Genomic DNA, 13,456 nt, shown 5'->3' with positions numbered 1-13,456 from the left:
AGAGAACTCACGATCTGGAAAAACTCTTGAACGAGGAGGAACGCGCCGAAGAGATGGCCCGGATGAGGGTCGAGGAACTTAAGAGGAGCGAGGAGCGGCTCTCCTTCGACGTCGAAGACCTCACCCGGCAGAAGGGCCGCATCGAGGAAGAGATGGAAACCCTCAGGGCCGCGGCCTCCGAGATGGAAGGGAAAGTCGAAGAGGAGCGCACGAGGCTCTCCGAATGCGAGGGCACCACGGCGGGCCTTCTCGAAGAGCTTAACGATAAGGACTCACGCCGCAGGGCCGCGGAGGCTACGGCCCTTGAGGCCATGACCGCCGTCTCGGACATAAAGCACTCCATCCAGGCGCTCCTGAAGGAAGAGGAGCTTCTGAGGGAAAGAGAGGCTAAGGCCTGGGCCGAGCTCGATGAGGCGGAAGCGGAGCTCAAGACGAAGGAAGGCCCCATCGAAGGCCTTAAGGCCGAGATGGAAAACGCCGGAGGGAAGCGCGAGGCGGCCGAAGCCGAGTTCGCCGGGGCCGCCGAGAAGCTCGCCGGACTGGAAAACGCGCTTCTGCTCAAGACCGCCGAGAGGAAGGCCCTCGATGAAGAACGGGCCGCCAAGAGCGCGAGGCTCGAGGCGCTCGAGGAGATGGGCTCCGGCCTGAACGGCTCGAAGGAGGGCATCACGGCCGTCATGAAGTCCGGGAGGGAGGGAGGCATGCACGGGCTCCTGGCCGACGTCATGGAGGCCTCCCCGGGCTACGAGAGGGCCGTGGAGGCCGTGCTCGGAGAGAGGCTCCAGTACGTCATAGTGGAGAGCCAGAAGGAAGGGGTGGAGGCCATAGAGTACCTGAACGTCCACGCCTCGGGCCGCGGGAGCTTCGTCCCATTGAAGGACACCAGGCCGCCGCGCTATCATGCCGGCTCGCCCTCCTACGACACCCCGCCCTCGGGCACCAGGGCGCTCATAAACGAAGTGTCCGTAAAGGAAGAGTACCGCGCGGTAGTTAACTACCTCATGGGAGACGTGCTCCTGGTCGACGACATGACGAGTGCCATGGCGATATGGCAGAGGAACGGCATCTCCAGCACGCTCGTAACCCCGAAGGGCGAGATGATAGACCCCCAGGGGATAATAACCGGCGGGCACACCAACGGCTCCGACGGCGGAGTGCTCCAGACAAAACGCGAGATAAGGGAGCTCTGGGAGGCGCTCCCCGTCTTAACCCAAAACCTCTCGGCCCTTGAAGAGGCGCTGAAGGAGATGCAGCTCTCTACACTCTCCACCAGGGAACTGCTCGACACGTCCAAGGAGAGGCTGCACACCGAAGAGCTGGAGCGGGTCAACCTCGACGGCAGGCTGAAGGTATACGAGGAAGAGATTTCGAGGTTCGCCTTACGGAGGAACGCGCTCACCTCGGAGATAGAGTCCGCCGGTGAGGGTTTGACGAATGCCGCGGCGAGGAAGGCCGGGCTTTCGGCCGAGAGGGAGTCGATCGAGGCGGGGTTGGAAAAGACGGAAAAGGAGGCCGCCGCGCTGGCCGGGGAGGTAAGAGAGCTCGGCGTCAAGAAGGAGTCGCTCGCCCACACCATGACGGAGATAAAGGTGGCCCTTGCCTCGGCCGAGGGGCGCCGTGAACATTTAAGCGGGCAACTCGCTGAAAAAGAGCGCCTCACCGAAGATACCGCGGGAAGGCTCACCTCCAAAAAAGAGGAGATAGAGACGGGGCGCCTTGAGACGACGGCCAGGACGGAAGAGGCCTCGGCCCACAAGGCGAAGGTCGAGGAGTTGCTCGAGAGGAAAGACTCCATAAGGAAGGACGAGATACTCAAGGAAGAAGCCCTCACCGGGCTCTCCGTAACCAGGGCCGAACTCGAAAGGGAGGTCAAGGCCCTTACCGGTGAGCTCTCCGGGGCGCAGGAGCTTAAGGGCCGCTCGGAGCTGGAGCTTAAGGAGATAGAGCTCGGCACCAACCACCTGAAGGAGAGGATAATCGAGAAGTACGGGACCGAGATCGACCGCTACGAGCCGGGAGAAGAGCTTAAGGGCGAGGAGTTCTCGTCCCTGGAGGAGAGAGCCGAGGAGTTGAGGAAGAAGGTGGGCGCCATGGGCGAGGTGAGCCTCTCCGCGCTCGAGGAGTACGGGGAGCTCGAGGAGAGACACCGCTTCCTCGTCGAGCAGCAGGAAGACCTTATGAAGGCCGTGGAGAGCCTGCAGGCGGCCATAACGAGGATAAACCGCACCACGCGGGAGAAGTTCAGGAAGACCTTCGAGGAGATAAACGGGAAGTTCAAGGAGACCTTCCCGAAACTCTTCTGCGGAGGCAAGGCCGAGCTGAGACTCACCGGCGACGGGGACGTGCTGGAGAGCGGCATAGAGATAGTGGCCCAGCCTCCGGGGAAAAGGCTTCAGGGCATAAACCTCTTTTCCGGAGGCGAGAAGGCGCTAACGGCCATCGCCCTCATATTCTCCATATTCCTCATAAAGCCGAGCCCCTTCTGCCTCCTCGACGAGGTGGACGCGCCGCTGGACGACGTCAATATAGACCGGTTCAACGGCTTCGTCAGGGAGATGTCCGACAAGAGCCAGTTCGTCCTTATAACGCACAACAAACGCACCATGGAGATGGTCGACACGCTCTTCGGCATAACCATGGAGGAGCCGGGGGTGTCGAAGACCGTCTCCGTCGTTATGTAGGGGCGGTGTCGGTCTTCAGGGCCATACTCACGGAGCTCGCGGAGAGGGCCGGCGCCACTGGCGCCATAATGCTCGACTGGGAGGGAGAAGCCGTGGACTCGTTCTCGGCCACTGACGATCTCGAACTCGCCGAGATAGGCGCCCACAAGGGGATCATCCTGAATATGCTCCGGGACGTCACCTCCCGCCAGGACGACGGCGGCGAGGTCGAGTCCGTGGGCATATCCACCACCGGCGCCAGGCTCGCCATAACCACCATCAAGGACGGCTACTACCTGCTCGTCACCTTGCACAGGGGCAGGCCGCTCGGCAGGGCCATCTTCGAATCGAAAAAAGCCATAGCGAAGATCAAAAAAGAAATGGGCTGAGCCCATGATGGGCTGAGGGCCGGAATAAAGAGGCCGGAACGACGGAAACTTTTATTCAAGGAACGGATCACGTGGACGAAAAACGCACTCATGCAAGAGAAGGTCTTTCCGAGCACATCACCTGCGAGCTAAGCTCGTGGAGGGGTAAGCTGGAGGCCTTTTTCGTGAAGGCCGTTAACGTCTCAAAGGACGGGGCCTGTATAGTGGCGGAGCGTACCCGCGAGCCGGGCAGCGTGGTGAGCCTCAAGGTCCCGTTCGAGGGCGCCGGGATCGGGATAAACTTCCCCGGCCTTGCCGAGGTCAGGTGGACGGCCCCGGCAGGGGAAGGCGGCGGGTTCAGGATGGGACTCAGGTTTCTGGCGTAGGGGGTTATCCGATACTGTTAAGATAAAGAAGGGGCGGGCCTTTGGCCCGCCCCTTCTTCCTTTATTATACCCTTTATACCCTCAGCAACTCTCGCCGGTGGGAAACAGGCTCTGGAGATACGATATGACGCTCCCGGCGTAGGCTATTAGCCCGTTGACCTCATCCCCGGCCACCACCTTCTTGCCCGTCTGAGCGTTTATCTCGTTTACGAAGGCCTCGATATGGCTTATGGCCGCGCAGACCTCACCCTTGTCGGCCGACTTCTCGGCATTCGCTATCTTCCGGAGCAGGCTATTACCAAGCTTCGGGGCTATGACCTCCGCGGCCACAAGCGCGTCGACCATGTCCTTGAGCCCGCTGAACCCGTCTATACAGCCGTCGTGGTCCGCGTCGAAGCTGGTCGGATTTTCATAGGGGCAGACGTCAACGCTGTCAAAGAGGTCGTCGCCGTCGCTGTCATCGCATACGTCTCCTATGCCGTCATCGTCCATATCGACCTGGTCGGCATTAGGTGTTGCCGGACAGTTATCGGCGTCGTCAGAGACACCGTCGCCGTCCTGGTCCTTGGGCTGGCTGTACTTTATAGTGGCATAGTCGTATCCGGTGCTCTCGTCGTAGCTGGTCCCCGTGACATGGACGTTGCCCGAGCCGTCCACGGCCAGGGCATGGGCGGCATCATAGTAGTCCCCCGGCCCCGGCCCGTCGTAGCGGGAGACCCACAGTTCATCGCCGGTGTTGGGGTCGTACTTTACCGTAGCATAGTCATATCCGTCGTTTCTGGTGACGCCGCCGGTGCCGGAGCTGCGCCCCGTGACATAGACGTTGCCCGCGCCGTCCAGGGCCATGGCACTGGCGGTATCGGGGTAGCCCCCCGGCCCGTCGTAGCGGGAGACCCACTGCTGCGTGCCATTGGGAGCGTACTTGATAGTGGTATAGTCGCCGTAGCTGGTCCCGGTGACATAGATGCTGCCCGCGCCGTCCACGGCCAGGGCCGAAGCAGACCCTCTGTAGCGGACGACCCACTGCGCAACGCCGTAGTCGGCATCGTACTTGATCGTGGTATAGTCTCCGTAGCTGCGCCCCGTGACATAGACGCTGCCAGCGCCGTCCACGGCCAGGGCCGAAGCAGACCCTTTGCGGTAGCGGGCGACCCACAGCTGCGTGCCGTCGGCGGCAGCGTACTTGACCGTGGCATAGTTATATACGGTGCCGTCGTAGCTCTCCCCGGTGACATAGACGTCGCCCGCGCTATCCACGGCCAGGGCATAGGCGGAATCAAAGTAACTTCCCAGCCCGGTGTAGCGGGCGACCCACAGTTCCGTGCCGGTGTTGGCATCGTACTTGACCGTGGCATAGTCATATCCGGTCATATAACCTATGCCGTAGCTCTTCCCGGTGACATAGACGTTGCCCGCGCTATCCACGGCCAGGGCATAGGCGACATCCCACCCGTTTCCCGGCCCGTTGTAGCGGGCGACCCATAGTTCCGTGCCGTCGGCATCATACTTGATTGTGGCGTAATCCCTCATGGTGCCCTCGCCGTAGCTCTCCCCGGTGACATAGACGTTGCCCGCGCTATCCACGGCCAGGGCATAGGCATATTCCTGTGAATAATTCCCGGGCCCGTCGTAGCGGGCCTCCCATAGCTTGATGCCGTCGGCATCGTACTTGACCGTGGCATAGTCGCTATCGGTATCGCTGTAGCTATACCCCGTAACATAGACGTTGCCCTCGCCGTCCACGGCCATGGCATAGGCGGCATCCGAGGAGTTCCCCGACCCGTTGTAGCGGACGGCCCACTCCTCCGTAACCGTGGCCGCGGACGCCCCCCCAGGAAGAGCCCCACATAACAATAAAACGACTGCCCCTGATATCGCGGTAAGGGCCTTGTCAACGAGCTTTTGATCTATGCCGTTCATATAGTATAGGGCCTCCTTTTAAGGATATACACCTCCTATATAGCATGAATCCCCACCCCTGTCTATCCCCCAAAAGTGGGGATTTTTAAACCATAACCTTTATCACCATCTTTACCCAGAACCTTCCAGTTTTCCCCCATTTTTCGCGAGTCCGAAACTACTCCAAATAAGAAAGGCCGTGGGGCCGGCTTTGAAGCCGGCCCCACGGCCTTATCGGACTATATCGTATGACCCGGGGCCCTACGCTAAAAACCTGAGCCCCATCCTGAAGCCGCCGCCTTCCCCTGCCGGGGCCGTCCACCTGACCTCGGCAAGACCGGGGAAGTTGACCCCGGCGCCTTCGAACGGGACCCTGAGGCTCACCACGCTGCCCGGTTTGTGGTGACGCTCCGCTACTATACAGGCCCCGTCCTTTGAGACGTTAACGGCCTTCACGAAAAAGGCCTCCACCTTTCCCCTCCACGAGCTTAGCTCGCAGGTGATGTGCTCGGAAAGACCTTCTCTTATATGAGTGCGTTTTTCTTCCACCTGTTCCTTTTCTTAAATAAAAGTTTCCGGCGCTCCGGCCTCTTTATTTCATCCCTCAGCAACTCCGACCCGCGGAAAGCAACTTCCGAACTGTTACCTGGGAGTGCTGTCGATAACCTCCCCGGCAACGAGCAGGTTTACGCTGTCCGGTAAGGCGACGGACCCGTCGCCCTCCCCCTGGCTGTATTTGACCGTGGCATAGCCAAACCCGCTTTTGGGGGAGTAGCTCCCCCCCGTGACATAGACGTTGTCCGCGCTATCCACGGCCATGCCATATACAAAATCACCATAGCCGCCGTCATACGTCATAACCCATGCCAGGTCCAGTTCCCCCTGTGCGTTGCAATCCCTGTTGTATCTTACCGTGACGTAATCACGGTTGTCTCCACCGGCGGTAGAAGCCGCAACGTATATATTCCCCGACTGGTCAACGGCCTGGTGTTTATCAAAATCGTGTATTTCGAGCCCGGCATACCTCGCGTCGCACAGCATGGTCCCATCCACGGCGTCGTACTTCACCACGGTAAGATCACTGCCGAAAGAACTCTTATTCTTGCCTACCACATAAAGGTAGTCGCCCGAAGGGTCCATGGAAATTCCCATGGGTATGTCCCGGTATCCGTAATTGCCATAGTCATACGATACAGTCCACTGCTTATTGCCGTCAGTGTCGTACTTTATGATAAAGGTATCATTTTCTTCGTCTATGCCGGGGGACCAATATCCACTCACATAGACGTTGCCCGCCGAATCCAGTTCCATGACATTAGGGTAGCTGTTGGGGCTGAGAGGCGTTTCGTTATGCCACAGAAGCTCCCCGCCGGCATTATATTTTAACGTGACGGAGTAGTATTCGCTGGGATCGATGTCCGGACCGACCACGTCCGTCCCCGAACCCAGCACGTATACGTTACCCGCGGAGTCTACCTGCAGACCCATGGTATTACCCCATTCGCAACCATCGTAGTATTGGGGCCAACCCGTGGCCACGGTCCCGTCTGGAAGGTATTTTGCGGCGAGGAAGTTGCCGTCGTCGGTCAACCCGGCTACGTACACGTTCTCCGAGGAGTCAACGGCAAAGCTCTGGAAACCGGAGCGGTCCCAGGCCCAATCGACGGTCCCGTCTGGAAGGTACTTTATTATATCGAGCCCGTTGCCCACCACGTAGACGTTGGCCGATGAATTGAGGACGATAGAGGAACCGTCCCGGGCGCCGGTATGCAGCCCGAACTGGTCCGGGAACTCGTTCCCGGCACTATCGTACTTTATCGTATAGATGCCTTCGTCACCATCCCCCGTCACATATATGTTGCCGGACGAATCCACGGCAATGCCCCGGGCTCCGTTCCCCTCGGCGGCGTCCCTTGCCACCCACTCCTCGGTAACATCCGCCGCATGGACTAAGGACGGGATAATAAGATAAAGTGCCGCGACAACGCAAAGAGGGAAAACAGTCCTCCAATTCCGGTCGCACCTCCCCGTTGAGATCGCTCCGGCCAGGGGCGGGCGGGCGGACTTTCGCCTCGTGCTTTTCATAAAGGCCTCCTTTTAAGTCGTAGCCGGCTCTTCGTCAAGCCGTTTGCTCGTCATCAAGCAGTTCGCTCGTCATCAAGCCGTCCCAGATGCGGTTATGCCGCGCGGAACGGGGCCTTGCACGCGTGTCCTCGCAGGGAAACCCGGTCATCAGGCCTCCCGTAACAGCCCGCGCTCCCGCCCGGACCTCGGACGTATGCCCGGGCGAAAGAAAAGACACGGAAGCACTTAAAGCTTTCTTGTCTGCGGGGAAAGAGCTTGAAAAAGCGGGGGCAGGTGAATGAACGATTAGTACTTAAAAAAGGAAGTAGTCCTCCAGTCTCCCTGCCCGGCCCATCCCAACTTCTTTCCGCCTTACGGTCAAGCTGTATCGGCCATGCCGGGCAGCTCGACTCTCCCACAAAGGGGAGATTGCACTCTGATATAACATAAAGCTCCCCCTTTGTCTATCCCCCAAAAGTGGGGATTTCAGGCGGCGAAGGGACCGATTTGGTATTTTTAGTGCTGTTTTTTATAGAAAAAGCTGGGTATGCTATGGATTCGGTATGATGTAAATACGGTGGACGGGGCGGCTTCCCGGAAAGGGCGGCAACTAACAGCAGCCACCATCCCCTCCCCCCTCATCGGGCTCGCAGGCCGCGCCCTCCACCTTGCCGTCCGTATCCACTACCGTAAATAGTCCTCTGTATGGAGCAGACGACAGCTTCTCGGCCGTGTCGGTGCATATCTCGACCGGCGTTCCGGCCGGGTACTCGTGCCCTTCGTCGTCATGGACCGACTTGAAGGGGCCGTGGTATATGGCGTACTGGCCCTTATAAAGGCATTCGGCTCCCTTATCGAACTTGTAACCCTTAAGCGTTATCGAATGAAAGCTCATGCCTTCTACTTCATGGTAGAGGTAGCGGCTCTCGACGTGCAGGCCGTAAAAGCCCGCCTTCCTCGACATATCGATGAAGTCGTCCTCCTTTAGCGCCCCGGATATGCACTCGCCCCATAGCTTCCTGTCGGCACGCATCTTCTCGGGGACCTCCTTTTCCGACACCACGTCCGAGATGCAGAAGCGGCCCTTGTGTCTCAGTATCCTGTAGACCTCCTCCATGACCTTCCCCTTATCGTGTGACAGGTTCACGACACAGTTGGATGTGACGAGGTCGATTGAGCCGTCTTCGACGGGTATCTCCTCCAAAAACCCTTTCTTGAACTCGACGTTGGAGAAACCGAGCTTTTCCGCGACCTCCCGCTCGGCCTCTTTCGCCTTCAGGAGCATGTCGTCGGTCATGTCCACCCCTATGACCCTCCCGGAACTCCCCACTTTTTTGGCGGCGATAAAGCAGTCTATCCCACCGCCGCTTCCGAGGTCCAGCACCGTCTCCCCCTCCCTTACCCCGGCCTCCCCTATGGGGCTGCCGCAGCCGTAAGATATATCGAGCACCTCTTTGGGGATGTGGGCCGTGTCCTCCTTGCTATAGCTCGTAGGGCAGCAGAGCGCGGGCATCTGCTCCCTCGCGGCGTCCCCGTAAAAGTCCCTTACCGAATCCCTTATCCGTCCGTCCATACAAAACACCTCCGCAATGATTTATTAAGGTATTAACGTTAAATGATTCTACCAGATACAGCCGTTTTTTCAAGCCCATTGGCAGGCCATCTGCGGCACCATGATGGTGTTTAAATTTAGAAACTATCGACCGTAGCACAGGGTGCTAACGTTATAAAGGGCCGCACACACGTTGCCAGTGCGGCAGCACCCCTTGACTTTTTGGTGATTTTTGGGTATCTATATAGTGTTTTGCCCCTATCCGGAGATAAATTTCGATGAAGCTACGAGGTCTCACACTCGGCATCCTCCCCCGGGTGGCCGGGGTGGTTACGGGGAACGTAGACGGGAGGACCGTCAAGAAGGCGCTCGCAAGCGGGGCGGACATCCTTGAACTGCGGGTGGATACCTTCAGGGACAGGGACCCGCAGAGGATAAAAGAGGCGATAAAGAAGCTCTCCGCGCGCGGCATCCCGCTCATCCTTACCGTAAGGAGCAAAAAAGAGGGCGGAAGGAACGACCTCAAGGACGCCGAAAGGCTCGCCCTCTTCAGCGCCCTTACCCCCGCAGTCCACGCCGTGGACATAGAGCTCGGCTCCGGGAGGATACTGAAGGACGTCGTGGCGTGCGCCCGGCGCCACAGGAAAAAAGTCATCGTCTCGTACCACGACTTCCGGTCCACCCCGGGGACCAAAGCCCTCTCGGAGAAGGTCCGGCGGGCCAGGGCCGCCGGCGCCGATATGGTAAAGGTCGCTACGCTGGCCAGGGGACAAGACGACCTCAAGAGACTTGCGGGGCTCCTCGTGGACTCCGACGACCTCATAGTCATCGCCATGGGCGGCTACGGGGTCGCATCCCGGATATTCTTCCCCATACTCGGCTCGCTCCTGACCTACGGGTCTATAATGGATACAACAGTGGATAAAACAATGCGTGCAACAACGGCTTCGACCGCGCCGGGCCAGCTTCCGGTAAGCACCATAAAGAAGGAACTGAAGGTCTTTGGGTTTTAAGGGGGCTTTTAAAAAACTTCCCACGGAGGAATAACAGAATGGCAATAAAGGTCGCAATAAACGGTTTCGGCAGGATAGGGAGGAACATCTTTCGGACCTGCCTGAACGACAGCGAGATAGAGATCGTGGTGATAAACGACCTCACCGACGCCAGGACTCTCGCGCACCTCTTGAAGTACGACTCGGTCTTCGGGCGGCTCGGCTGCCCGGTGGATGCCACCGACGACTCGCTCGTCGTATGCGAGAGGGAGGTAAAGATAACGAGCGAGCGCGACCCGGAGAAGCTCAAGTGGGGAGAGTTCGGGGTGGACGTCGTGCTCGAGTGCACCGGGCGCTTCACCAACTGCGAGGGAGGGCACTGCCACATAGACGCGGGCGCCAAAAAGGTCATAATATCGGCCCCGGCCAAGGGCGAAGACATAACGATCTGCATGGGAGTGAACCACGACAAATACGACCCGAAGAAGCACCGCACCATATCGAACGCCTCGTGCACGACCAACTGCCTGGCGCCCGTGGCAAAAGTGCTGCACGAGAGCTTCGGCATAAAGAAGGGCCTTATGACCACGGTCCATTCCTACACCAACGACCAGCACCTCCTCGACCTCCCTCACGCGGACCTGAGGAGGTCGCGTGCCGCCGCGATCTCGATGATACCCACGACCACCGGGGCCGCCAGGGCCGTCGGGCTGGTCCTCCCCGAACTCAAGGGGAAACTCGACGGCATGGCCATAAGGGTGCCCGTGCCTAACGTATCGGTGGTGGACCTCGTGGCCGAGCTCGAAAAGGACGCCACCGCCGAGGAGGTGAACGCCGCGCTCAAAGGGGCCGCCGACGGGAAGCTCAAGGGGATACTGGAGGTCTGCGAAGAGGAGTGCGTGTCCATAGACTTCAAGGGCGTCGGCGCCTCCTCCATAGTGGACGCCCCCTCGACAAAGGTTATCGGCGGGAACCTGGTCAAGCTGCTCTCCTGGTACGATAACGAGTGGGGCTTTTCCTGCAGGATGCGGGACCTCGTGAAGTTCCTGGCGGAGAAAGGCTTATAAAACGGAGGCTCACGCCGGACAAACGGTAATGATAAATGGATAAAGGAATAAAGTTCATAGACGACCTGGACATCCGGGGGAAGCGCATCCTCATGCGGACGGACTTAAACGTCCCGCTCGACGAGAAGGGCAACATCACCGAGGACACGCGGATAAGGGCGGTCCTCCCCACCATAAACTACGCGCTCGACGAGAAGGCCCGCGTGATACTGGCCTCGCACCTCGGGAGGCCCAAGGGTAAGAAGGTCCCGTCCATGAGCCTCGCTCCGGTGGCCAAGAGGCTCTCCCGGCTCCTCGATAAGGACGTCCGGCTCACCCCGGACTGCACGAGCAAGGAGACAAAGAAGATAGTGGCGGCCATGGCACCCGGCGACGTGGTGCTCCTCGAAAACCTCCGCTTCCATCCCGGGGAGGAAAAGAATGACGAGGGGTTCGGCGCCAAGCTCGGGGAGCTCGCGGACATCTACATAAACGACGCCTTCGCCACGGCCCATCGCGCGCACGCCTCCAACGTGGCCGTCACCGGGTACGTTAAGGAGTACGGGGCCGGCTTCCTCATGAAAAAAGAGCTTAACTACTTCGCACGGGCCATGGAAAACCCCATGCGGCCGCTCGTGGCCATAATAGGGGGAAAGAAGGTCTCGGACAAGATAGGCCTCCTGAAGAGCCTCTGCGAAAAGGCCGATAAGCTCATAATAGGCGGCGGAATGGCAATTACCTTCTACAAGGCCCTCGGCTTCGAAATGGGAAAATCCTTTATGGAAGAAGGGGCCCTCGACGAGGCGAAGCAAGTACTGAAGTACGCCCGGGCCAGGAAGATAAACCTCTACCTCCCCGTGGACTTCGTCGTGGCCGACAGGTTCTCCCCCTCGGCCGAGACAAAGGTCGTCACATACCAGGAGGTACCGAAGAGGTGGATGGCGCTCGACATAGGGCCCGCCACGGTCACGCTCTTCTCCGAGGCCATACAGAACGCGAAGACCATTATCTGGAACGGCCCGATGGGGGTCTTCGAGATGGACGCCTTCAGCCGGGGGACCTTCGCCATGGTCAGCAACGTCGCCAACACCTACGCCCTTACCATCGTCGGCGGGGGAGATACGGACGTGGCCATCCACCGCGCCGGGGAGTACGCCAAGATGAGCTACATATCGACGGGCGGCGGCGCCTTCCTCGAAATACTCCAGGGCAAGGACCTCCCGGGCATAGCGGCCCTGAGGCGGAAAACCCATTAGACCATGCGCACACCGCTAATGGCAGGCAACTGGAAGATGAACACCACCACCGGCGAGGGGGTGGAGCTCGTAATGGGGCTCAGGGATCTCATAAAAGGGGCCGCAGGAGGGGGGGGGCATGTGGAGGTGGTCGTGGCCCCCCCCTTCACCTCCCTCCACCACATAAAGTTCATCGCCGCGGACAGCCCCATAACTCTCGCCGCCCAGGACCTCTTCTGGGAAGAGAGCGGGGCCTACACCGGAGAGATATCGGCCGGGATGCTCACGGACGTCGGCTGCACCTACGTCATAGTGGGCCACTCCGAGAGGAGGCAGCTCTTCGGCGATACCGACGAGAGGGTGAACAAAAAGACCATGGCCGCGCTTAAGGGCGGGCTCAAGCCCATCGTGTGCGTGGGTGAAACCCTCGAAGAGAGGGAAGCGGGGAAGACACTCGAGGTGGTCACCTCGCAGGTCTCCAGGGCGCTCGAAGGCGTGAGCCCGGGGCTTATGAAGAAGGTGGTCATAGCCTACGAACCCGTATGGGCCATCGGCACGGGCCGCACTGCCACGGCCGAGGAGGCCGAGGAGGTCCACGCCGCCCTAAGGGAACTGCTCTTCGAAATCTACGACGCTAACTCCGTAATAGGGGTACGCGTCATATACGGCGGGAGTGTCAAGCCCGGCAATATCGACGAGCTCATGGCCCAGCCCGACATAGACGGGGCGCTCGTCGGGGGGGCCAGCCTCAAGGCGGAGGATTTCGCAAGGATAGTCAACTTCGGAAAACCGGGCTAACCACCCTCCCCCCGCTAAATTCCAAGTTTCAAGCATCAAATTCCAAACAATATCGAATGGTCAAAGCCCAAAATAACACGCCACGGGCGGATGTTTTGAACATTTGGATTTGGAATTTTTAATTTGTTTGGAATTTGGATATTGGTGTTTGGAGCTTATACTCCTTTAGTAGGCTGTATATTTTCCTTGCATTTCCCGAAGAGATGTTATTTAATTAAATATTATTTTCCCGGACGGAGAAGAATATGTACTCAGCCATAATCGCATTACATGTCGCAGTAAGCATCGTGCTCATAATCTTTGTGCTCCTCCAGGGCGGAGGCAAGGGGGCCGGTATAGGCTCGTCCTTCGGCGGTGGAGGCTCGAGCCAGGCGCTCTTCGGAAGCTCCGGCCCGACCACCTTCCTGACCAAGCTCACGGCCGCCTCTGCCGTGATATTCATGACAACCTCGCTCT

General features: G+C 59.1%; 12 protein-coding genes. 8 read left to right on the top strand and 4 right to left on the bottom strand.

All coding sequences use genetic code 11. The features are described 5' to 3' along the window. The 3 genes from smc to V3W31_00880 form a co-directional block, all read left to right on the top strand. A partial coding sequence (smc, locus tag V3W31_00890) for a chromosome segregation protein SMC (protein MEE9613494.1) occupies positions 1-2,681 on the top strand: 2,681 nt, incomplete at its 5' end. 5 nt (positions 2,682-2,686) lie between these two features. Then, positions 2,687-3,049, top strand: coding sequence for a roadblock/LC7 domain-containing protein (locus tag V3W31_00885; GenBank protein MEE9613493.1), 363 nt, complete (start codon positions 2,687-2,689; stop codon positions 3,047-3,049). Positions 3,050-3,120: 71 nt separating this feature from the next. Next, entirely contained in the window at positions 3,121-3,414 is a 294-nt protein-coding gene (locus V3W31_00880; protein ID MEE9613492.1) for a PilZ domain-containing protein, read from the top strand. A gap of 81 nt (positions 3,415-3,495) precedes the next feature. Here the strand turns inward: V3W31_00880 and V3W31_00875 are convergent, their stop codons facing one another. The 4 genes from V3W31_00875 to V3W31_00860 form a co-directional block, all read right to left on the bottom strand. Continuing rightward, positions 3,496-5,334, bottom strand: coding sequence for an SBBP repeat-containing protein (locus V3W31_00875; GenBank protein MEE9613491.1), 1,839 nt, complete (start codon positions 5,332-5,334; stop codon positions 3,496-3,498). Between the two features lie 240 nt (positions 5,335-5,574). Next, a complete protein-coding gene (locus tag V3W31_00870) occupies positions 5,575-5,862 on the bottom strand; it encodes a PilZ domain-containing protein (GenBank protein MEE9613490.1) in 288 nt (95 codons plus the stop codon). A 93-nt stretch (positions 5,863-5,955) separates the two neighbouring features. Beyond that, positions 5,956-7,233, bottom strand: coding sequence for an SBBP repeat-containing protein (locus V3W31_00865; GenBank protein MEE9613489.1), 1,278 nt, complete (start codon positions 7,231-7,233; stop codon positions 5,956-5,958). 754 nt (positions 7,234-7,987) lie between these two features. Continuing rightward, entirely contained in the window at positions 7,988-8,950 is a 963-nt protein-coding gene (locus tag V3W31_00860) for a methyltransferase domain-containing protein (protein ID MEE9613488.1), read from the bottom strand. Between the two features lie 257 nt (positions 8,951-9,207). On the opposite strand from V3W31_00860, the gene aroD reads away from it, so the two are divergent. The 5 genes from aroD to secG all read left to right on the top strand — a co-directional run. Beyond that, positions 9,208-9,942 (top strand): type I 3-dehydroquinate dehydratase, encoded by a 735-nt coding sequence (aroD, locus tag V3W31_00855; protein MEE9613487.1) that lies wholly within the window; start codon positions 9,208-9,210, stop codon positions 9,940-9,942. A gap of 38 nt (positions 9,943-9,980) precedes the next feature. Next, positions 9,981-10,988 (top strand): type I glyceraldehyde-3-phosphate dehydrogenase, encoded by a 1,008-nt coding sequence (gene gap / locus V3W31_00850; GenBank protein ID MEE9613486.1) that lies wholly within the window; start codon positions 9,981-9,983, stop codon positions 10,986-10,988. A 35-nt stretch (positions 10,989-11,023) separates the two neighbouring features. Next, positions 11,024-12,223 (top strand): phosphoglycerate kinase, encoded by a 1,200-nt coding sequence (locus V3W31_00845; GenBank protein MEE9613485.1) that lies wholly within the window; start codon positions 11,024-11,026, stop codon positions 12,221-12,223. Positions 12,224-12,226: 3 nt separating this feature from the next. Then, complete coding sequence (gene tpiA / locus V3W31_00840; protein ID MEE9613484.1) at positions 12,227-13,000, top strand: triose-phosphate isomerase; 774 nt, start codon at positions 12,227-12,229, stop codon at positions 12,998-13,000. Positions 13,001-13,245: 245 nt separating this feature from the next. Beyond that, on the top strand, positions 13,246-13,456 hold a 211-nt coding region (gene secG / locus V3W31_00835; GenBank protein MEE9613483.1), incomplete at its 3' end, for a preprotein translocase subunit SecG.

This window comes from Thermodesulfobacteriota bacterium (genome assembly GCA_036482575.1).
In the GTDB taxonomy this organism is placed as follows: Bacteria; Desulfobacterota; GWC2-55-46; order GWC2-55-46; family JAUVFY01; genus JAZGJJ01.
Note: the sequence above shows the minus strand (reverse complement) of the source record. Positions and strands in the feature narration are given on the sequence as shown.